The sequence below is a fragment of the Streptosporangium sp. G12 genome (assembly GCF_052983175.1).
In genome coordinates, this window is record NZ_JBRIQO010000022.1 from 150,765 (window position 1) to 170,394 (window position 19,630).

Consider the following 19,630-nt stretch of genomic DNA (forward strand, 5'->3'; position numbering starts at 1 on the left):
TCCACCTTTCAGCAGCGCATACTTACCCTTTCCGGACTTCCCAATCACCGTTCGCGATCCGGAGTGCGATCCGGCCCTCGCGGGCGCGCCCACGAGGGCCGGGGGTCACCGCCGGCGCGGCGGAGTGCCCCGCCTCACGGGCAGGACACCTCGCCGCTGGTGGCCGGGACGTTCACCGCGCTCCAGGCGGCCTTGACCGCGTTGACCTCGACGCAGCCGCTCGGGTAGAGCGACTTGGCGGCGGCCACGGTGGCCCTCCGCGCCTTCGCGTGCGTCCACGGGGCGGTCTTGGTGTTCAGGCCGGCCATGTAGATGCGGCCGGCCTTCTGGATGCCGATGCCCGCCAGGCTCGTCGGGCCCGAGCAGACGGAGCTGGACGGCTTGCCCACCGGGTTGGTGCCCTCGGAGAGCAGGTAGAACCAGTGGTTCTGCGGTCCGGCCGCCGCGTGCACCGGGGTGGAGGGGATGGAGGAGCTGTAGCAGTTCGGGTGACCCTTGGCCGAGGGGTTGTACATGTTGCGGATCTCGCCCGCGCCGGTCAGGTTGACCTCCTCGCCCACCAGGTAGTCCGGCGGGTCGAGGGTGGCGGGCTGGTTGGCGTAGTGCTCGGTCAGCGCGCCGAAGATGTCACCGGTCGACTCGTTCAGGCCGCCGGACTCGTTGCCGCTGCCTCCGCCGCCGCTGCCGGAGGTCTGGAAGATGGCGTGACCGTACTCGTGGCCGACCACGTCCATCGGGGTGGCCTGCCTGGTGTTCGCGCTGTTGCGCCCGAAGCTGGTGTAGCTGCCGTTCCAGTAGGCGTTGACGGCGCTCAGGCCGACCCGGGCGGGGTAGGCGCCGCCGGAGCCGTTGAACCCGTTGCGGCCCAGCCAGTTGCGGAGCATGTCCCATTCCTTCTGCGCCGCGTACAACGCGTCGACGCAGGCGGTCTCCAGGCTGGTGCCCGAGCCGTTGCCCCAGGAGTCGTCGGTCCCGGTGTAGGTGGCACCGTTCTGCCCGCCGCAGCGCAGGCCGGGGCGGGTGGTGTCGGTCATCGAGTACGAGCTGCCCGAGCCCGAGGTCTGGATGGTCACCGGGTTGCCGTTGTAGTAGCTGTTGCCGGTTCCGGCGTGCACGTCGTCGTAGGAGTCGACGATCGATCCGTCGAGGGCGTCCACGAAGACGTGCAGGACGCTCGGGGCCTCGGCGGTGGCGCCGCTGACGACCACCTCCCAGGCCAGTCTGGGCGTCGTGGTGGTCGCGTGCACGACCAGCCTGGGCGCGGCCACGGTCTCCACGACGGGCAGTTGCGCGCGGGCGGTGGCGGCCGCGGCCCCGGCGTCCACCTTGCTCGTGACGTCGATCGTGATCCTGGCCTGCTGGCCCGAGCTCACGGACCCGACGAGCTCTCCGGCCCTGTCGGTGGCGACCACCACGTCGCCGCCGTGAACCGGCAGCCCGCGGTAGGTGCGCGCGTAGGTCAGGTACTGCAGGCCGTGGGCGCCGGCGATGTTCCTGGCCAGGGTGAACTTCTCGTTCTGTCCCTTGAGGACGGCCTCCGACCTGGCGGCGAGGGTCGCGTTGGCGGTGGTGACCGCGCGGCTGCGCGCCTCCGCGTCCGGCGGTGCGAACACCGGCGGCTCGGCGGACGCGGTACGGGCTGCGGCGCTGTCCGCCGGGGTGGCGGCGTTCACCGCCGTGGGGGTGGTCATGGCGGCGACGGCCAGTACGGCCACGGCGCCAAGCTTGACCTTCGGATTCACGCGGGGTGACTCCTCTCGGTGTCCCCTGGGGGGTAGGAGGGATGCAAGGAGCCCTGAGAGTCCGGGCTCCATAAAGTTGGCATCGAGAAGGGCCGCTGAATACCTAGCAAAGTTCCATAACGCGGTGATATGGGCTGAGATGCGCCCCGCAGTGGCACGCTCACCTGCGCGGGAGCGTCACACTCCGCCGCGAGATGGGGAACGGCGGCCCGTGCTGGGAACGCGTCAGGGCCGTGTGGCGGACGTCGCAGTGGACCGGTATCGCGAGGGCGTGACCCCGTACCGGTCGGCGAACGCCTGGCGCAGGGTCTCGGCCGTCCCGAACCCGCAGCGGGCCGCCACGCCGGTCATCGGCAAGGAGGTCGAGGTCAGGAGGTGCGCGGCGGCCTCGGTACGGGCCTGCCGCACGAACCGCCCCGGCGCCAGCCCGAGGTGTTCCAGGAACAGCCGGGTCAGATGCCGCTCGCTCACGCCCGCGCCGCGTGCCAGCGCGCCCGTGCTCAGGTCGGCGTCCAGGTGTCCCGTGACGTACTCAACGACCTGCCTGACCAGGCTGTTCTCCGGCGAGGGTGCGGCGGTGAACATGCTCATCTGCGCCTGGTTGCCGGGTCGCTGAAGGTAGGTCACCAGGGCGCGCGCCACCCGCCGCGCCAGCTCGGCGCCGTTGTCCTCCTCGACGAAGGCGAGAGTGAGGTCCAGGGCGCTGGTGACCCCGGCCGCCGTGTAGGTGTTCCCGTCACGGACGAAGATCGGAGCGGGATCGACGGAGACCTCCGGGTGGCGGTCGGCGAGGATCCTCGCCGACTGCCAGTGGGTGGTGGCGCGCCGCCCGTCGAGCAGGCCCGCGGCGGCCAGCACGGCGGCACCCGTGCACACCGACGCGACGCGGCGGCTCTCGCGCGCCAGGCGGCGGACGTGACCGAGGATCGACCGGTTGCCGGCCGCCGCCTCGTGCCCGAGGCCTCCCGACACGACGAGCGTGTCGAGCGGCCCGATGACCCGTTCGAGCGCCTCCTGGGCCTGGAGCGTCAGGCCGGTGCTGCAGACGATGGGATTTCCCCCGGGGGTGGCCAGGCGCACGCGGTAGGCGGGAGCGGCACCCTGCAGGTTCGCGTTCTCCAGGGTCGTGGTCACGCAGGCGATGTCGAGCAGCTCCGCCGCGTCGTACCCGATGACGGCGACGCGGCGTTCGGACATGGGGGGACCCTATGCCAGAACGGACAGGAGTCCCAGATTTCCGGACCTGTGCGACCGCGTTCCTTGGAGCGTGACCGGTACGGCGACACAGTCGGACCATGACACAGACAGCACCGACCAACCGCCGGTGGGGCCGCTTCGCCTGGCACTACGTCGAGATGGTCATCGCGATGTTCGCCGGGATGTTCGTTCTCGGCATGCTCCTGTCCGCAGCCGGGCTCGGCTTCTCCCACGACCGGCAGCCCGAGCTCGCCTACCTGCTGATGGCGTTCGACATGTCCGTCGGCATGGCCGTCTGGATGCGCTATCGGGGCCACGGCTGGGCTCCCACCCTGGAGATGTGCGCCGCCATGTTCGTCCCCGTCGTGCCGCTCTTCCCGCTGCTCTGGCTGGGCCTCATCGACGGCGGGGCGCTCATGATGATCGCCCACGTGGCGATGTTCCCGCTGATGCTGGCCGTCATGTTCCGGCGCCTCGACGAGTACGCGGGCTGCGCGGCCTGAGGCCGGCGGCCGCCCGGGTCGTGTTTCCCGCGGGGGCTGGAACAGGCTCCGGGCGCCCTCTCGAATCATGGGCGGCTCCATGTGTGCCCGGCCGGATGTGTGTCCGGCCGGGCAGAGCCTTCCCGTACGGAATCCCGGGTAGGGGGCGAGCCCGGCGCGGGCGTCTCCGAGCGGTCCTTTCGATGGAAAGGCACGTGGAAGGCTTGCATACTTGCGGGCATGGGAACACACGTCACCGACGCGGTCGTGGGAGAGCTGACGCTCACGCTGGATCGAGACGCCGGCGTCATGCGCGTCGAGGGTGACGCGATTCCCACGGTCGTCGTGCGCCGATCCGCCGAAGCCGTCGCGCAGCGGCACGTTCCCATCGGCACCCGCGGCCCCGGCCGGCTGACCATGACCCTCGACGGCGCCCCCGTCCCGCTACGCCCCGGGCCGGGGCGCGTCACGCGCCACTCCTACCGGGCCGAGGTGGAACACGCGGGAACCACCTACACCCTGGTTCCCACCTCCGAGGTGTCCAGTGGCCTTTTCCGTGGTGAGCACGGCCTTGGGGAGTTCACCACGCTCGCCGACGGCGAGGTCAGGGCCGAGTGGGTCGCCTCGCCGAGCCCGGAGGAGGCCGCCATCGGCTACGCGCTCGCCGCCTGCTTCGGCAGCGGGGCGGAGCATGCCCTGCTGGCGATCCTCAGCCTCTTCTCCTTCTGAAACCGGCGCCCGTCAGGCCGCGAGTTCCGGCAAGCGCGCCAAGACGACGGAGGGACCTGTCCGGTGGACGCTCAGCCGGTGGCGTGTTCCCAGTAGGGGTCGCGGTAGAGCATGACCGAGGTGCCGCGGAGCAGTTCGTCGGGTGCGGAGATCAGCACGAGCTCGCCCTGGGCCTCCAGGCCCCGCAGGATGTCGCGGACCCGCGGGCCGACCGGCAGGCGGCCCACCGGCAGGTGGAGGGTCTCGCGGACCAGGTCGGCCACCTCGGAGAGCCGGAACGGCTCGGTGAAACCGGCGATCAGCCCGCGGACGAACTCAACGGTGATCACGGACTCGGCCTCGACGTGGGCGAGCTGCCAGGTCAGCTGAGCCCTGCGCCGGCCGGTTCCGGCGCAGGCGGTGCACGGCTGGGAGAAGCCGGGCACGATGTCCTCGACGGTGGTGCCCAGGCAGGTGGTGCACTGGTTGGTCTCCGACGCGTGCGACTCCGCCGCCGCCCGGTCGGCCAGCTGCCTGCCGCACATGCACAGATAGACCCGGAACCCGCCGCGCACCACGGCGAGGTCGTCGGCGTCGTCGGGTATCTCTTCCCACAGTGCGGTGATCGTGTGCTTTCTCATCGTCGTGCGACTCTACCCATTCCGGATTCCTGCCGGCTCGTCACCGCAGCATGACCGGGACCAGCCGCATCGGAGCGCTCCACAGCCACTCCTCGGTGATGTAGGTGGAGGTCAGCAGCGTCATCAGGCCCAGGGTGCGTTCGGTCGCGGTGGAGGGGTGGGCGCCGCAGTCGCCGAAGCGGCACATCCACAGCTCGACCATGCTGTCGTCGGAGAGCTGCTCGTGGACCGAGGGCCGCCCCGCGGGAATCCCGTCCCGCCAGATGTCGACCGACGGGCTGGTGGACGGGAACGCCCCGGCCAGCACCCCGCCGCCCGAGGTGACCGCCCTGCCGACCCTGTCGCGCACCGGCAGGATGCCGCCGGACTGGAAGAGCACCACCCCGCCCCCCGGCGGGCTGGCCACACGCAGCACCTCCACCGGGGAGGACTGCTCCGCACCCCACAGCTCACCGGTCTCCATCGGCGGGCACGCCTCCGGCGCGGCGCCCAGGCGGCGGATGACCTCGTCCTCGCCCACCTCGCCGACGAAGGCCACGCACAGCTCCTCGCTGTAGTCCTCGTACGAGAACATCATCGCGTCGACGGTGTCCTGGAGTTCGCGGAACCTGGGGCTCACGCTGGGAGCTCCCGGCAGGTGCGCGAACAGGCCGGCCATCTCGGTGAAGAGGGCCTGGACGCCGGGGGAGCGGCCCGCGATGCACGGCCGCCAGGGATCGGCGCCCGCGGCGAGCAGGATCCGTACGGCGTCGTCCCAGCCGTGGCGAACGGCCTCCCACAGCGGGGTGGCGCCGTCGGCGTCGACGGGATCGACCTCCGCGCCCGAGGCGAGCAGCAGCTCGATCACCTGCGTGGCGCCCTCCTGGGCGGCCTGGTGCAGGGGGGTCGTGTGCAGCCACGGCAGCCGCCCGCCGGGGTCGAACCCGTTCGCCAGCCGCTGGCGGATCTGCGCCAGGTTGGTGTCGCGCCACGCGTCGACGTCCTCGGCCCACTCGTCTTCGCCCACTTCTATCCCATCTTGTCGTGCTGAGCGGATCCAACCAGGTCCGTACGACAGTTTTCGGTCAGAAACCGTCGCGAGAGGCGGTCGGCGGTGCGGGTGGTCTCGGGAAGGCGGTAGCGGGGCGTCAGGTTCAGCACGTTGTGGCAGGCGGTGTCGAGGTCGACGCGGTGACCGGTGGAGACGAAGACGGGTTTGACCCCGTCCCTGGTGCGCAGCACGCGGCCGACGACGTCGCCGTCCAGCGTCAGGTCGGTCCAGGCGCCCCGCTCGGGCGCGGGCTCGGGGTAGGTGCCGACGAAGGCGGTCTTGCCGACCCCGATCGTGGGCAGGCCGGTGAGCACGCCGAGGTGGCAGGCCAGGCCGAAGCGGCGGGGGTGCGCCAGGCCGTATCCGTCGCAGACGACCAGGTCGGGGGGCGCGGACAGGCACTCGAGGGCGTCCAGCAGCGCGGGGACCTCGCGGAAGGCGAGCAGCCCGGGGACGTAGTCGAAGGTCACCCTCCCGGCCACGGCGACCTCTTCGACGATCTCCAGCGTCGTCCCGTCCAGGACGGTCACCGCCGCGGCCAGCCGGTCCCTGTCGTAGGCGACGTCCACTCCGGCGATCCTGGAGGGGTGGCGGGGTCCGGGACCGGTCAGGTCGAGCAGTGCCCTGAGCCCGTCCTGGATGGCCTCGGCCTCCGTGACAGTGTGCGGCATTTGTACCTTCATTACTCCATGATCGCTACTTTTATAGTATGACGTCATATTTCGGTACTGTTCATCGGGTTCTTCGGTGGCCGGTGAAGTCGCTGCGGGGCGAGGAGCTCCGGGATGCGCGCTTCGACGATCGGGGACTGGCCGGCGACCGGGCCTACGCGCTCCTCGGCGAAGGGGAGAACCGCGCGGGCAAGGTGCTGACCGTACGGCGGCGGGCGGAGATGCTGCACTGGCGCGCCGCCTACGGTTCTCCCGGGAGCGACTCCTCCGGGAGCGGTTCCCGGTGGAACGGTGACGCGCCGACACTGACCGGACCGGACGGCGTCACGTGGGACTGGGACGCCCCCGGCCTGACGGACGCGCTGGCGCGGTCGCTGGGCACGCCGCTGAGCCTGCGCGCCGCCGATGGGCAGCAGGACCGGGGTCCGACCGTGCTGGTCACCTTCGAGGCGTCCCTGGCGGCCCTGGGCGAGGAGCTCGGCAGGCCGGTGGACCTGCTCAGGTTCCGGCCCAACCTGCACCTCGAGACCGACGCGCCCGCGTTCGACGAGGAGAACTGGGCACCCGGCACCACGGTCACCGCGGGGGAGACGGAACTCACCGTCACCGGCGACCACGCGGGACCCTGCGTCAGGTGCGTCGTGCCCAGCTGGGACCCCGAGGGGCGCGAGCGCTGGCCCGAGCTGCAGAAGTGGCTGATCGGCGAGCACGGGAACAAGTTCGGCGTGATCATGCGGGTCACCCGCGCCGGCACCGCCCGCCTCGGAGACCGCGCCACCGCCACCCCCGCCGGATTGCCCACCGGTCCGGCCGGAAACTAGGGTGCGTGGGGAGAGGCGCGGGAAGCCGGGGAAAGGGTGAGACATGTCGGTGCTCGTGGCGTTCAGCGTGACCCCTGTCGGAGCGGGGGAGGACGTCGGCGAGCTCGTCTCCGAGGCCGTGCGCGTCGTCCGCGCCTCCGGCCTGCCCAACCGGACCGACGCCATGTTCACCACGGTCGAGGGCGAGACCTGGGACGAGGTCATGGCCGTCGTCAAGGACGCCGTCGCGGCGGTCGAGGCGCGCGCCGGGCGGGTCAGCCTCGTCCTGAAGGCGGACATCCGCGAGGGGGCGGGCGGCCGTCTGGAGACCAAGGTCGCCACCGTCGAGCGGCATCTCGCCCCGTGACGCCCCTCGCGTCCCCGCCTGTCGTCTCCGGGCGACCTGTCTCGCCCAGAGCGTAACGGGAACATCCGGTGGAGCCGGGATCGTTCTGCAGGAACGGACGATTCTCAGGAGCGTGAGCCGCATGGCGGGCAGCAGGTCGATCGGGCGTCTCCTCGCGGGCGGGCTGGCGCTGGCCGCCGCCGGGTGGGCGTTGAAGGACATCCCCGCGGAACTCGGGGGCGAGGCCAAGGGGGAGCGGCTGGAGCGGATGCGCCGCTCGCCGCGCTTCCACGACGGCGTCTTCCGCAACTCCATGCCCGGTGGCTTCGTGCCCTCCCCGCAGAGCGCGCGGGAGATCGCCTGGAACATGTTCCGCAACCGCGAGGAACGCCGCCCGGCCGCCGCGATCCCCGTGGTGACCTCACCGTCCGGCGGGCCGTCCCCGGCGGGGCTGAGCGTCATCTGGTACGGCCACGCCACCGCGTTGCTGGAGATCGAGGGCCGCCGCGTGCTCGTCGACCCGATATGGAGCAGGCGCGCCTCGCCCTCCCAGCTGGTCGGCCCGCGGCGCCTGCACCCGGTGCCGGGGCCGCTGGCGGGCCTTCCGCCGCTGGACGCGATCGTGATCTCGCACGACCACTACGACCACCTCGACCGCGCGACGGTCCGCGGGCTCACCGCGCTGCAGACCGCCCCGTTCCTGGTGCCGCTGGGCATCGGCGCCCACCTGGAGCGGTGGGGCGTGCCCGCCTCCCGGATCATCGAGCTCGACTGGGACGAGGAGGCGACCGTCGCGGGCCTGCGGTTCGTCGCGACCGCCGCCCGCCACTTCTCGGGTCGCACCTTCAACCGGAACGTCACCCTGTGGGGCTCCTGGGTGATCGCGGCCGGAGAGAAGAAGGTCTTCTACGCGGGCGACTCCGGATACTTCGACGGTTACGCGGGGATCGGCGCCGCGCACGGCCCGTTCGACCTCACGCTCATGCCGATCGGCGCCTACAACGCCGCCTGGCCCGACATCCACATGGACCCCGAGGAGGCGGTCAACGCCCACTTCGACCTGGGCGGCAGGCTGCTTCTCCCGGTCCACTGGGCGACCTTCGCCCTCGCCACCCACCCGTGGGCCGAGCCGATCGACCGCCTGTGGCGCGAGGCCAAGGCTCGCGACGTCCGCATCGTCGTTCCCCGCCCGGGCGAGCGCGTCGACACCGTCGACGTGCCCATGCTGGAGAGCTGGTGGGAGACGCTGCCCGGCGGCGAGACGTCCCGCGGGCCCCGGCACGTGCCGGGGCCGGTGCCCGCCTACCCGCCCCTGGGCTCCGACCCCAGGCTCTGATTCCCGAAACCTGCCACACCCGCCCCTCGGGTCCTGCCTCGCGGGTGCGTGACGGCCACGACGCCTCGCGGGTGCGTGACGGCCACGACGTGGGATCTCAGGTCCCTGCGGATCTCGTCGACAGGCGGGTCCGGACGACGAGGTCGTGAACCGCGTCCGCCGACGGCGCGACGTCGGGAAGGCCGGAGGAGTCCCGGGCCTCCTCCAGCCTCCCGGTCAGCCGGGTGACGTCGCCGGCCAGCCGCTCCGGCCCCGGTGCGCCGGCCGGCAGCGGACCGTGCTCGGCGGAGCGCTTGGCGGCCACCAGGTCGCCGAGATACGGCGGGCCGCCGGAGAGCCGGGTGAGGTCGGCCTCCAGCTCCCCGGCGCGCATCAGGTGGATTCCGGTGAGCAGCACGCGGAAGGTGTAGAGCAGGGGCTTGAGCTCGCCGGAGCGCTCGAACAGCCGCCACTGGGTACGGGCGAAACCCAGGTAGTGGTGGGCGTGGTGGCGGGTGACGCAGCCGGGGGCGACGGCGACCAGCTCCTGGTGGACCGGCGAGGTGGCCACCACCAGCGGAGAGAGCAGCTGCTCCAGCACGTAGCCGTTGCGGCGCAGCAGCAGGCGGCAGAACTTGGCCAGGTCGTGGGTGACCAGGTCCACCTCGACGCCGTCGCGGACCCAGGACCGGGTGAGGGTCTCCTCGCCCGTCCGCAGACCGACGACCTCCTCCAGCGGCAGCAGGTGCGCGCCGCGCAGGTCGACGTCGGAGTCGGCCGAGGGGAAGCCGTACAGGTGCGCCCCGCTGACCGTGGCGAAGGCGGCGGGGTGCGCCTGCCCGGCGGGGATCTCGGCCAGCCAGGAGGGCAGGGTGACGGTCACAGCGCCGCCTCCCTGGTGCGCGCCAGGTATTCCTCCACACGCCGCCGGTCGGGCTCGGCGGGCAGCACGTTCGCACCGCCGAACCTCGCCACCAGCTCCGAGCGCCAGCGGTCGACCTCGTCCCAGGGGAGCTCTCCCCGCCGTACGGCGAGCAGCCGGTCGCGGTGGGCGTCCATCCGGACCAGGGGCTCGCCGTGGCGGGCCAGGTGCAGGCCGCTGAGCAGCAGGCGGATCATGTGCATGGCCTGCTTCCATTTGGGACGCGCGGGGTCCAGGCGGCGGAACTGGGCGTTGGCGTATCCGGCGAAGGTCTGGTTGGCGCGTTCGGACACGAAGGCGTCCCGGAGGGCGAGCAGTTCCTCACCCGCCGCGGTGGCCTGCTCGACGATCGGCGACCACAGGCACTCCAGGACCGTCGGGTTGGCCTCCAGTGCGAGACCGCAGAACCGCTCGACCTCCCACGAGAACTGCTCGGGCAGTGGCCCGTCGACGTGGGTGGGCGGCTTGGCCAGCCGCCAGAACAGCCGGGTCGGCGCCACGAAGACCCCGCGCCGGTCGACGTCCGACTCCTCTGTCTCCAGCCCGTATGCCCGCGAGCCGACCACCACCGACAGTATCGAGTGATCCGGGACGTACCGTACCTCCATCCGCACAGCCTGCCAGGCCCGCGCCCGGCGCCGGTACGGGTTTTCGCGCCCGGCCCTCGCCGTCCCGCCGTCAGGCGGCGAGGGTCGCGTGCATCTCCCAGACCAGGATCTCGGCGGGGTCGGTCGCGGTGACGCGCTGGCCGCCGGTGGCGGTGAAGCGGACGGCGTCGCCCTCGGCGAGGTGCCCGGCCCCCTCCAGGTCGACGGTGCCGCGGGGGACGAACAGGTGCAGGAACGGCGCCTCGGGAAGGTGCACGCTCTGGCCCGGCTGGAGCCTGGCCACGTGCAGCGCGGCGTACCTGTTGTTGATGCGGATGGCGCTGCGGTCCTTGTCCCTGGCCATGCCCGAGGCGACCGGGACCAGGGCGCCGCCGAGCAGTTCGGCGTCGATCTCCAGCTGCTCGTAGCCGGGGGTGAGCCCGCCCTCGTCGGGCACCACCCACATCTGGACGAAGTGGACCGGATCGGTATGCTGCTCACCCTGCAGCCGCCACGAGTCGTTCTTCTCCGAATGGAGGATGCCCGTCCCCGCGCTCATCCGCTGGGCCAGTCCCGGATAGATCACCCCGGAGTGGCCCTCGGAGTCCTGGTGGACGAGGGAGCCGCGCAGCACCCAGGTGACGATCTCCATGTCCCGGTGAGGGTGGGTGTCGAAGCCGGTGCCGGGCTTGACGATGTCGTCGTTGTTGACGAGCAGCACGCCGTGGTGGGTGTTGCCCGGATCCTGGTGGCGGCCGAAGGAGAAGGAGTGCTTCGAATCCAGCCATTGGATCTTGGTCGCGGGCCGTTCGCCGGACCTGCGGATGTCGACGGTCATGCCTGGTGTTCCTCTCACCTCGGTTGTTGAATCTTAAACTAGAAAGCCGTGTGAAATGTTCCGCACATCCTCGGGTTGGGGAGATCTTGCTTACTGATCCGAATATGATGTGTGACGATTTATCACCACGCGGGCCGCAGGTGACCTCGTCTTGACGAGGAGCGGCCTATGCGATCTACCTGGGGGAACAGTGCTGGGCTTGCTTTCGCGTGCTCCGAGGTCGCCGCAACGATGAGCGCCCCCGCCGACGCCGCGAAAATCGCTCCCTACGACTACGAGAGGTTCAGCAGGCTCGCCGGGCCCGTGACCGAACCGGAATCCGGGGTGCCCTACCGCGTGAGCTACCGCTCCCTGCTGGCCACCGAGCCACACCGGGTGCGGGCGGTGCTGCTGATGGTCGCGGCGCTTCTCGTGGAGTTCACCCTCATGGTCTGGCTGCTGCTGCCCGAGCACTGGACCGTCCGGCCCGACCCCTATGGCACGATCCCGTGGTACCTGCCGGTGGCCGACCGGATCATGCTCGTCGCGATCGCCCTCATCGAGGTCTTCCGGCTGGTCAGCGTGGTGTCCAACGTGCACGCCATGCTGGCGGCCAGGGACCCGGTCCCGGTCGCGCCCGAGCCCGGCACCCGGGTGGCCTTCATCACCACCTGCGTACCCGGCAAGGAGCCGCTGGAGATGGTCAGGGAGACCCTGGCCGCCGCACTGAAGATCCGCCACGACGGCGTGCTCGACGTCTGGCTGCTGGACGAGGGCGACGACCCCGATATCCACGAGCTCTGCGACTGGCTGGGCGCCCACCACTTCACCCGCAAGGGCGTGCCCGAGTGGAACCAGCCCAAGGGCAGTTTCCGGGCCAAGACCAAGCACGGCAACTACAACAGCTGGCTGGACGCGCACGGCGACGACTACGACTTCTTCGTCTCGGTCGACACCGACCACGTGCCGCTCCCGGAGTTCTGCGAGCGCATGCTCGGCTACTTCCGCGACCCGCGGGTGGCCTTCGTCGTCGGCCCCCAGGTCTACGGCAACTACGACGCCGGGGTCACCAAGGCCGCCGAGAGCCAGCAGTTCCTGTTCCACTCGCTCATCCAGCGCGCGGGCAACCTGTACGGCGCGCCGATGTTCGTCGGCACCAACAACGCCGTGCGCATCCGCGCGCTCAAGCAGATCGGCGGCCTGTACGACTCGATCACCGAGGACATGGCCACCGGCATCGAGTTCCACCGCTCCCGCGACCCGGAGACCGGGCAGCGCTGGATGTCGGTCTACACCCCCGACGTGCTGGCCGTGGGGGAGGGGCCGTCGTCGTGGACCGACTTCTTCACCCAGCAGCTGCGCTGGAGCCGGGGCACCTACGAGACGCTGCTCACCCAGTTCTGGAGGGCCGCGCCGAAGCTCTCGCCGGGACGGTTCTTCAACTACACCCTGATGGTGACCTTCTACCCGATGTCCGCGCTCAACTGGCTGCTGGCCGGGCTCAGCGCCACCCTGTTCATGGCCGTCGGGGGCTCGGGCGTGACCGTGCCGATGGACGTGTGGCTCATGCTGTACGGCGACGCGGCGCTGCTGCAGGTCATGCTCTACACCTGGAACCGGCGGCACAACGTCAGCCCGCACGAGCCGGAGGGCTCCTCGGGGGTGGCCGGGATGGTCATGTCGGCGCTGTCGGCGCCCATCTACGTCACCTCGCTCATCGGCGCCGCGCTGCGCAGGCCCAGCAAGTTCGTGGTCACCCCCAAGGGCGACTCGGCCAGCCCCGACCAGGTCGCCACGTTCCGCATCCACCTGTGGTGGGCGGCGATCTTCGGCGGAGGCCTGCTGCTGACCATCTTCTGGACCGGCCACATCCACCTGGTGATGACCCTCTGGGGGATCCTCGCCCTGGTCATCTGCCTGGGACCGCTCACGACCTGGGCCTGGAACCTCCGGGCGCTCAAGGCGGCCCCGCGAGCGGTCGGTGACGAATCGTGAGCCGCCTGCGCAAGCATCTGGTCGGGGTGGCGGTGGTGACCGCCATCCTCGCGATCAACCTGCCCGCCGTCGCGGGATTCGCCACCGAGAAGTGGCGCGACTACAGCATCAACCGTGACGACTACAAGGCCACCCACGGCCACTGGACCTTCCTCGACGTCCCGGAGAAGTTCAAGGTCAACGCCATCCACGCCGCGCTGCTGCACACCGGCAAGGTGCTCATCGTCGCCGGCTCCGGCAACAACGCCGCCAACTTCGACAAGGGCACCTTCAAGACCGTGCTGTGGGACCCGGCGAAGCCGGGCAGGCCGGACGAGTTCAAGCTGGTCGACACGCCCGTCGACTTCTTCTGCGCCGGACACTCGGTGCTGCCCGACGGCAAGCTCCTCATCGCGGGCGGCACGGGCCGCTTCGAGGTGCTGAAGGCCAAGGTCAAGCGGGCCGCGGGCGCCCTCACCATCAAGAACGAGGATCCCGACGCCAAGCCCAGGGAGTTCCACCCCGGCACCCTGCTGACCGCCCCCGGCGGGCAGGTCTACCGCACCCTCGCCCACGTCAGCGTGCCGCCCGCGAAGAAGGTCGAGACCGGCGTGCCGGGGAAGGTGCGGATCCGGCCCAGCCAGACCAAGGTCTTCGCCGAGGCCGTCACCGAGGGCGCGGCGGGCCTGCTCACCGCGCCGGCCGGCTCCGTCAAGTACGAGATCCAGGGACTCAAGGGCCGGGAGAAGCGCGACCTGTACGCCATGGGCGGCAGCATGACGCTGGACAAGCAGGACTTCCAGGGCATCAGGGACGCCTACGAGTTCGACCCCGTCACCGAGCGCTACATCAAGGTCCAGGACATGGCCGAGGGGCGCTGGTACCCGACCATGACGAACCTGCCCGACGGCAGGGTGATGACCGTCTCGGGGCTCGACGTCGTGGGGCAGATCACCAGGGACAACGAGATCTACAACCCTAAGACGAAGACCTGGCGGCCGGGACCCAAGCGGTTCTTCCCCACCTACCCCGCGCTGTTCCTGCTGGAGGACGGCACCCTCTTCTTCTCCGGCATGAGCGCCGGGTACGGCCCCGGCCAGCTCGCGCTGCGTCTCCCGGGCATCTGGGACTACCGCCGCGACACCGACCGGCTGGTGAAGACCCCGGGCGGCGTCGGCGGTGTGGCGCCCGACGAGATGGAGGCGTTCACCCCCGTACCCGGGCTGCCCGAGCCGGAGCTGAACGAGACCGGCGCCTCCGTGCTGCTGCCGCCCGCGCAGGACCAGCGGGTCATGGTGATGGGCGGGGGACCGGTCGGGGAACGCCAGCCGGGCCTGCCCAACGCCACCGCCAGGACCGCCATCGTGGATCTCACCGAGGCCAGCCCGCGCTACGTCAGGGGTCCCGACCTGTCCGACCCGGTGCGCTACCCGAACGCCGTGCTGCTGCCCGACGACACCGTCTTCTCCTTCAACGGCTCCAGCGACTACCGGGGGCGCGGCGCCAGCGACGTCCTGCGCGCGGAGGTCTACCGCCCGGAGAGCAACAGCTTCCACGAGGCCGCGGCGCCCGCCGTCGGCCGCAACTACCACGCCGAGGGTCTCCTGCTGCCCGACGGCCGGGTGCTCGGCATGGGCTCCGACCCGCTCTTCGGCGACAAGGCGGGCTCGCTCCCGGGCACCTTCGACCAGCGCATCGAGATCTACACGCCGACCTACCTGCACAACGGCGAGAAGGCGCCGGTCTTCACCGGCGGGCGCGAGAGCGTGTTCCTGGGCCGCAGGGCAGGGTTCCAGACCCCCGACGCCGCACGCATCCACCAGGTACGGCTGATGCGCCCGAGCGCCGTCACCCACGTCACCGACGTGGAGCAGCGCTCGATCAGGCTGGACTTCACCCGGGTGAAGACCGGGATCATCGCCGAGATCCCCTCCAATCCGGCCCTAGTGCCCCCGGGGTGGTACATGCTGTTCGGGGTCACCGCACGGGGAACACCGTCCCCGGCCCGCTGGGTCCACGTCCGGGGAGAGGCCGACACGCCCCCCTCGGCCTCCCGCGGCGTACGCCGCCCTCCCACCCCCACCCCCAGCCCTCCCATTTCTGCTCCCCAGGGCCAGGCCCGGGGTCCCCACGCCGGAGGTACTCGATGAACAGGTACGGCCTCGCAGCCGCGCTGGCTCTCACTCTCGCGACGGCGGCCTGCACCGGCGACCCCGCGCCGCCCGCCGGCTCGGGGAGCGCCGCCCCAGGGAGCACCGCCTCCAAGGACGCGAGCTCCAAGGACGCGAGCGGTTTCTACGTCGACCCCGACGGCGCCGCCGCCCAGGAGGTCCGCAAGCTCGAGGGGGAGGGCAGGACCGAGGAGGCCGGGCTGATCCGCAGGATCGCCGACCGGCCCAACGCGATCTGGATCGGTGACCAGGACCCGAGGGACAGGGTCGCCGGCATCACCACCAAGGCCCGGCAGACAGGCCGCATCCCGGTCCTGGTGGCGTACCACATCCCCAACCGCGACTGCGGGCAGTTCTCCGCGGGCGGCGCCGCGGGCGCGCAGGAGTACCGCTCCTGGATCGGCCGGTTCGCCGAGGGCATCGGCGACCGGCCCGCCCTGGTCGTCGTCGAGCCCGACGCGCTCGCCCACATCCTGGACAACTGCACCCAGGGCGGCCAGGCCGGCGAGCGCCTCGACCTGCTCCGCGGCGCGGTGGAGACGCTGAAGAAGCAGCCCGCCACCAAGGTCTACGTCGACGCGGGGAACGCCGGCTGGATCAAGGATCCGGGCGAGTGGGCCGAGCCCATGCGCAGGGCCGGGGTGCCCCAGGCCGACGGCTTCGCCTTCAACGTCAGCAACTTCTTCACCGTCGAGGAGAGCGTCGCCGTCGCCGAACGGCTCTCGGACGCGATCGGCGGGGCCCACTACGTCATCGACACCTCCCGCAACGGCAACGGCCCCGTCCGCGACGCGCAGGGCGACGACGCGTGGTGCAACCCCAAGGGCCGCGCGCTCGGCACGGAGCCGACCACCGAGACCGGCCACGAGCGGGTCGACGCCTTCCTGTGGATCAAGCGCCCCGGCGAGTCGGACGGCGAATGCCACCGGGGAGAGCCCCGCGCCGGCGACTGGTTCCCCGAATACGCGCTGGAACTCGCGCGTAACGCGAGATAGCCGCTTATTCGTTATATCTTCGATCTTGCAGGTCAAGATTGCTTCGCAGGAGATTGACCGGAGTTGTCAGTTTTTTTCAGCGACCCTCTGGGAGCTTTCCTCGATGAACAGATGGAAGACGGTCATCGTCGCACTGGCGGTCACCCTGCCAAGCGGCGTCCTGCCGGCCGCCGCGCTTCCCGCCGGTGTGCTGCCCACCGGCGCGTTGCCCGCCGCCGCCGCCGCGCGATCCGCGGCCCCCCCGATCGAGAACGGCGAGACCCAGCCGATCTACTCGCGCGCCGACGCGCTCACCGAGACCGTGTTCGTCGAGGTCGCCGGGGTCGACAGCGACGCCGACGGCCGCCCCGACCGGGTCGCCGTCGACATCATGCGCCCCAAGGAGACCGCGTCGGGACTGAAGGTCCCGGTCGTCATGGAGGCCAGCCCCTACTACGCGGGCGGCAACGACGTGCCCAACCACGTCGTCGACCTCGACGGCTCCGACCCCGCGGGCATGGAGTACCGGCGCAACAAGTTCAACGACCTGCGCGACGAGATGTTCGGCGTCGACGGTTCCGACGTGAACCGCGCGGCCGCGCCGCCCTTCCGCGGCTACTACGACAACTACTTCGTGCCGCGCGGCTACGCGATCGCGCTGGTGGAGAACCTCGGCTCGGGACGGGCGACCGGCTGCCCCACGACCGGCCTGGACAACGAGACCGCGGGCCCCAAGGCCGCGATCGACTGGCTCAACGGCCGGGCCCGGGGGTTCGACGCGGCCGGGAACGAGATCAGGGCCGACTGGTCCACCGGGAACGTCGGCATGATCGGCGTCTCCTACAACGGCACGCTGCCCAACGCCGTCGCCGCGACCGGGGTCAAGGGACTCAAGGCGATCGTGCCGATCGCGGCCATCTCCTCCTGGTACGACTACTACCGCGCCAACGGCGGCGTGCTGGCGCCCGGCGGCTACCAGGGTGAGGACGCCGACGTGCTCGCCCGCTACGTCCTGACCCGCGAGAACGCCACGCAGGCCTGCGGCGCGCTGATGGACCGCATCGAGAAGGACCAGGACCGGGTCACCGGCGACTACTCCGACTTCTGGGATCAGCGCAACTACCTCAACGACGTGCACAAGGTCCGCGCCGCCGTCTTCCTGGTGCACGGCCTCAACGACTGGAACGTCAAGACCAAGCAGGCCGTCCAGTGGTGGGACGCCCTCGCGAAGCGGAACGTGCCCCGCAAGATCTGGCTCCACCAGGGCGCGCACTTCAACCCGTTCTCCTTCGCCGGGCGCAACGCCGAGTGGCTGCGCCAGCTCCACCGCTGGTTCGACTTCCACCTGTACGGCCTGCGCAACGGCATCATGGACGAGCCGCAGGCCGACGTGGAGTCGGGCCCGGGACAGTGGGCCCAGCACGCCTCGTGGCCGCTGCCCGGCACCCGTGACGCGCGGCTCCACCTGACCGCCGGCAAGGACGGCCGCAACGGCACCCTGGGCACCGACCGCCCCCGGGGCCGCCACACCGTCGAGTCCTTCGTCGACCAGAGCGCCCGCACCGCCGAGCAGCTCGCCGAGAACGCCGAGGCCACGGACCCCAACCGCCTGGCCTACCTGTCGGCCCCGCTGGCCCGCGACGCGCGGCTGTCCGGCACCCCCGAGGTCGAGGTGCGCGCCGCGTTCAAGGGCGGGCGCTCGCCGTACCTGACGGCGCTGCTCGTCGACTACGGCACCGACGCCCGCGCGTACGGCGACGTGGTCTACGGCGACACCCAGGTCTGCTACGGCCAGGGCGTGCCCGGCGACACCGGCTGCGCCCGGCTGGCCGAGCACACCACGGTGACCGCCCCCTACAAGATCATCACAAGGGGCTGGCTCGACGTCCGCAACCGCGACTCGGCCTCGAAGACCGAGCTCCTGCGCGAGGGCCGCTTCCACGACTTCCGCTTCGACCTCCAGCCGAACGACTACGTCGTCAAGGCCGGCCACCGGATCGGCGTCGTGCTCGTCTCCACCGACCGCGACTTCACCCTGCGCCTGCCCCCGGGCACCGGCGTCTCGGTCGACCCGGGATCCAGCTCGGTCACCCTCCCGGTCGTCGGCGGGCGCTTCGCCCTTCGCTGACCCCGGCCCCGTCCGGGAACGCGGACCCCTTCCGAAGGCGCGAGCCTTTCGGGAAGGTACGGCCTCCGGCCTCTCCCGGTCCGGGGAGGGGCCGGAGCGCGGTCCTTCGGGAAGCACGACCCCCGGCCCTCCCCGGGCCGGGGTCCGTGCCGCGGTGCGCGAGGCACCGCCGGATCAGTGGTGCTCGAACACGCAGTGGGCCGCCACGGTCTCGCTCGAACCGTCCGCCCGCACGCCGGTGATGCGCTCGGCCAGCTTCAGCGCGCCAGGGAGGTCCCCCTCGGCCTCCTCGCCCACCAGGCCGAGCTCGGTCCGCTCGGCGAGGTAGACGCCGGAGGCGTCGTCGCCGGGGAACAGCCAGTCGAAGTCGAGGACCTCCCGCCCGTCGGCGTAGTGGACGAAGCTCGCGACCATGTTGACGTTGCGGAAGACGCTCGCCGTCACCGTTCCCGAGGAGAGGCGGGACAGGACCTCCGGCAGCGTCCCCGCGAAGCCGTTCCACTCGCTGAGGATGGTCCCGCCCTCCGCGGGGCGGGCGGAGACGAGGCCCTCGTCGTAGTCCCCCTCCTCGTCGTCGCCGTCGAACACCTCGACGCGGAGGCGGGCGAGAGCCTCACGCGGGGTGAGGTCTCGGACGAAGGTCACGCAGAACGCGTCGTCGTCGATCCAGTCGTAGTCGCTCACGGGGGTCCGATCCTTTTGGGCTGACAGATCGGGAAGATCTTGGCACCGGGGACCGACAGAATCCGTCACCCCGCCCCCATCGTGATCTCGCGACGGGGCGATCCCCGCGGATCATGAAAAACCACCGTCTCCGGCCCTCGGACGGCGGGGTGGTCATGAGGGAAAACCCTGGCTTGTCCCTGGCATCGGGGCTCTGGACTGCCGCCGGGCCCGGCGGGGGCCTAGCGTGGGGTGCATGGGACGAATTCTTCTGATCGTGGCGGCCGTGGTGATCGGCTTCCTCCTGCTGGGCTCGGTTCTGGGCTTCCTCTTCACGCTCCTCAAGTGGGCTCTGATCATCGGACTGGTGGGCGTGGTGGTCATGTTCGTGAGCAGGCTCTTCCGCTCCTCGAACACGCGCGACTGACCCCCGGCGCCGGAAAAGGTGGACGGCCGGACCGG

19 protein-coding genes are annotated in these 19,630 nt (G+C 71.2%); 10 read left to right on the forward strand and 9 right to left on the reverse strand.

The window, feature by feature from the left end; translation table 11 throughout:
• Window positions 1-134: 134 nt before the first annotated feature.
• Window positions 135-1,742, reverse strand: coding sequence for a M4 family metallopeptidase (locus ACVCAG_RS31390; protein ID WP_447190971.1), 1,608 nt, complete (start codon window positions 1,740-1,742; stop codon window positions 135-137).
• Between the two features lie 225 nt (window positions 1,743-1,967).
• Window positions 1,968-2,939: a GlxA family transcriptional regulator gene (locus ACVCAG_RS31395; RefSeq protein WP_447190972.1), complete on the reverse strand. Its 972-nt coding sequence runs from the start codon at window positions 2,937-2,939 to the stop codon at window positions 1,968-1,970.
• A 98-nt stretch (window positions 2,940-3,037) separates the two neighbouring features.
• Here ACVCAG_RS31395 and ACVCAG_RS31400 point away from each other — a divergent pair, with 98 nt between their 5' ends.
• The gene (locus tag ACVCAG_RS31400; RefSeq protein WP_440087538.1) at window positions 3,038-3,442 is read left to right on the forward strand and encodes a hypothetical protein; all 405 of its coding nucleotides are present in this window, start codon (window positions 3,038-3,040) and stop codon (window positions 3,440-3,442) included.
• 219 nt (window positions 3,443-3,661) lie between these two features.
• Window positions 3,662-4,150: a hypothetical protein gene (locus tag ACVCAG_RS31405; RefSeq protein ID WP_440087539.1), complete on the forward strand. Its 489-nt coding sequence runs from the start codon at window positions 3,662-3,664 to the stop codon at window positions 4,148-4,150.
• Window positions 4,151-4,221: 71 nt separating this feature from the next.
• On the opposite strand, the gene ACVCAG_RS31410 is transcribed toward ACVCAG_RS31405, so the two are convergent.
• Genes ACVCAG_RS31410 through ACVCAG_RS31420 form a run of 3 tightly spaced genes read right to left on the reverse strand, consistent with a single transcriptional unit; the run spans window position 4,222 to window position 6,471 of the window.
• Window positions 4,222-4,770, reverse strand: a complete 549-nt coding sequence (locus ACVCAG_RS31410; protein WP_440087540.1) for a hypothetical protein — start codon at window positions 4,768-4,770, stop codon at window positions 4,222-4,224.
• Between the two features lie 40 nt (window positions 4,771-4,810).
• On the reverse strand, window positions 4,811-5,776 hold the full coding sequence (locus ACVCAG_RS31415) for an ankyrin repeat domain-containing protein (RefSeq protein ID WP_440087541.1): 966 nt from the start codon (window positions 5,774-5,776) through the stop codon (window positions 4,811-4,813).
• A gap of 2 nt (window positions 5,777-5,778) precedes the next feature.
• Complete coding sequence (locus ACVCAG_RS31420; protein WP_440087543.1) at window positions 5,779-6,471, reverse strand: endonuclease V; 693 nt, start codon at window positions 6,469-6,471, stop codon at window positions 5,779-5,781.
• An 83-nt stretch (window positions 6,472-6,554) separates the two neighbouring features.
• Here ACVCAG_RS31420 and ACVCAG_RS31425 point away from each other — a divergent pair, with 83 nt between their 5' ends.
• From ACVCAG_RS31425 to ACVCAG_RS31435, 3 genes are all read left to right on the forward strand, one after another.
• Window positions 6,555-7,292 carry an MOSC domain-containing protein gene (locus tag ACVCAG_RS31425; protein ID WP_440087545.1) on the forward strand — a complete coding sequence of 246 codons (738 nt, stop codon included), beginning with the start codon at window positions 6,555-6,557 and terminating at the stop codon, window positions 7,290-7,292.
• A gap of 43 nt (window positions 7,293-7,335) precedes the next feature.
• The gene (locus tag ACVCAG_RS31430) at window positions 7,336-7,638 is read left to right on the forward strand and encodes a thiamine-binding protein (protein ID WP_440087546.1); all 303 of its coding nucleotides are present in this window, start codon (window positions 7,336-7,338) and stop codon (window positions 7,636-7,638) included.
• A gap of 121 nt (window positions 7,639-7,759) precedes the next feature.
• On the forward strand, window positions 7,760-8,953 hold the full coding sequence (locus ACVCAG_RS31435) for an MBL fold metallo-hydrolase (RefSeq protein WP_440087593.1): 1,194 nt from the start codon (window positions 7,760-7,762) through the stop codon (window positions 8,951-8,953).
• Between the two features lie 97 nt (window positions 8,954-9,050).
• Here ACVCAG_RS31435 and ACVCAG_RS31440 read toward each other — a convergent pair whose 3' ends face one another.
• From ACVCAG_RS31440 to ACVCAG_RS31450, 3 genes are all read right to left on the reverse strand, one after another.
• Entirely contained in the window at window positions 9,051-9,815 is a 765-nt protein-coding gene (locus ACVCAG_RS31440; protein WP_440087548.1) for a DNA polymerase beta superfamily protein, read from the reverse strand.
• The gene (locus ACVCAG_RS31445) at window positions 9,812-10,462 is read right to left on the reverse strand and encodes a DNA polymerase beta superfamily protein (protein WP_440087549.1); all 651 of its coding nucleotides are present in this window, start codon (window positions 10,460-10,462) and stop codon (window positions 9,812-9,814) included. The genes ACVCAG_RS31440 and ACVCAG_RS31445 overlap by 4 nt, the downstream gene beginning before the upstream one ends.
• 70 nt (window positions 10,463-10,532) lie before the next feature.
• Complete coding sequence (locus tag ACVCAG_RS31450) at window positions 10,533-11,279, reverse strand: pirin family protein (RefSeq protein ID WP_440087551.1); 747 nt, start codon at window positions 11,277-11,279, stop codon at window positions 10,533-10,535.
• A 231-nt stretch (window positions 11,280-11,510) separates the two neighbouring features.
• Between ACVCAG_RS31450 and ACVCAG_RS31455 the strand changes: the two genes are divergently transcribed.
• The 4 genes from ACVCAG_RS31455 (at window position 11,511) to ACVCAG_RS31470 (ending at window position 18,505) form a co-directional block, all read left to right on the forward strand.
• Window positions 11,511-13,253 carry a glycosyltransferase family 2 protein gene (locus ACVCAG_RS31455; RefSeq protein ID WP_440087552.1) on the forward strand — a complete coding sequence of 581 codons (1,743 nt, stop codon included), beginning with the start codon at window positions 11,511-11,513 and terminating at the stop codon, window positions 13,251-13,253.
• Window positions 13,250-15,382, forward strand: a complete 2,133-nt coding sequence (locus tag ACVCAG_RS31460) for a galactose oxidase-like domain-containing protein (protein ID WP_447190973.1) — start codon at window positions 13,250-13,252, stop codon at window positions 15,380-15,382. Before ACVCAG_RS31455 ends, ACVCAG_RS31460 begins: the two co-directional genes overlap by 4 nt.
• Window positions 15,379-16,398, forward strand: coding sequence for a glycoside hydrolase family 6 protein (locus ACVCAG_RS31465; protein ID WP_440087556.1), 1,020 nt, complete (start codon window positions 15,379-15,381; stop codon window positions 16,396-16,398). The genes ACVCAG_RS31460 and ACVCAG_RS31465 overlap by 4 nt, the downstream gene beginning before the upstream one ends.
• 103 nt (window positions 16,399-16,501) lie before the next feature.
• On the forward strand, window positions 16,502-18,505 hold the full coding sequence (locus ACVCAG_RS31470; protein WP_440087557.1) for a Xaa-Pro dipeptidyl-peptidase: 2,004 nt from the start codon (window positions 16,502-16,504) through the stop codon (window positions 18,503-18,505).
• Between the two features lie 174 nt (window positions 18,506-18,679).
• On the opposite strand, the gene ACVCAG_RS31475 is transcribed toward ACVCAG_RS31470, so the two are convergent.
• Complete coding sequence (locus ACVCAG_RS31475; protein ID WP_440087558.1) at window positions 18,680-19,189, reverse strand: DUF6461 domain-containing protein; 510 nt, start codon at window positions 19,187-19,189, stop codon at window positions 18,680-18,682.
• A 235-nt stretch (window positions 19,190-19,424) separates the two neighbouring features.
• Here ACVCAG_RS31475 and ACVCAG_RS31480 point away from each other — a divergent pair, with 235 nt between their 5' ends.
• A complete protein-coding gene (locus tag ACVCAG_RS31480) occupies window positions 19,425-19,595 on the forward strand; it encodes a hypothetical protein (RefSeq protein WP_389917953.1) in 171 nt (56 codons plus the stop codon).
• Window positions 19,596-19,630 lie beyond the last annotated feature (35 nt).

Excerpts from the sequence above, each read along its gene's own strand:
- ACVCAG_RS31395 (WP_447190972.1), bottom strand. The coding sequence starts at position 2,939 with ATGTCCGAACGCCGCGTCGCCGTCATCGGGTACGACGCGGCGGAGCTG.
- ACVCAG_RS31400 (WP_440087538.1), top strand. The coding sequence starts at position 3,038 with ATGACACAGACAGCACCGACCAACCGCCGGTGGGGCCGCTTCGCCTGG.
- ACVCAG_RS31405 (WP_440087539.1), top strand. The coding sequence starts at position 3,662 with ATGGGAACACACGTCACCGACGCGGTCGTGGGAGAGCTGACGCTCACG.
- ACVCAG_RS31410 (WP_440087540.1), bottom strand. The coding sequence starts at position 4,770 with ATGAGAAAGCACACGATCACCGCACTGTGGGAAGAGATACCCGACGAC.
- ACVCAG_RS31420 (WP_440087543.1), bottom strand. The coding sequence starts at position 6,471 with ATGCCGCACACTGTCACGGAGGCCGAGGCCATCCAGGACGGGCTCAGG.
- ACVCAG_RS31430 (WP_440087546.1), top strand. The coding sequence starts at position 7,336 with ATGTCGGTGCTCGTGGCGTTCAGCGTGACCCCTGTCGGAGCGGGGGAG.
- ACVCAG_RS31435 (WP_440087593.1), top strand. The coding sequence starts at position 7,760 with ATGGCGGGCAGCAGGTCGATCGGGCGTCTCCTCGCGGGCGGGCTGGCG.
- ACVCAG_RS31445 (WP_440087549.1), bottom strand. The coding sequence starts at position 10,462 with ATGGAGGTACGGTACGTCCCGGATCACTCGATACTGTCGGTGGTGGTC.
- ACVCAG_RS31450 (WP_440087551.1), bottom strand. The coding sequence starts at position 11,279 with ATGACCGTCGACATCCGCAGGTCCGGCGAACGGCCCGCGACCAAGATC.
- ACVCAG_RS31455 (WP_440087552.1), top strand. The coding sequence starts at position 11,511 with ATGAGCGCCCCCGCCGACGCCGCGAAAATCGCTCCCTACGACTACGAG.
- ACVCAG_RS31465 (WP_440087556.1), top strand. The coding sequence starts at position 15,379 with ATGAACAGGTACGGCCTCGCAGCCGCGCTGGCTCTCACTCTCGCGACG.
- ACVCAG_RS31470 (WP_440087557.1), top strand. The coding sequence starts at position 16,502 with ATGAACAGATGGAAGACGGTCATCGTCGCACTGGCGGTCACCCTGCCA.
- ACVCAG_RS31480 (WP_389917953.1), top strand. The coding sequence starts at position 19,425 with ATGGGACGAATTCTTCTGATCGTGGCGGCCGTGGTGATCGGCTTCCTC.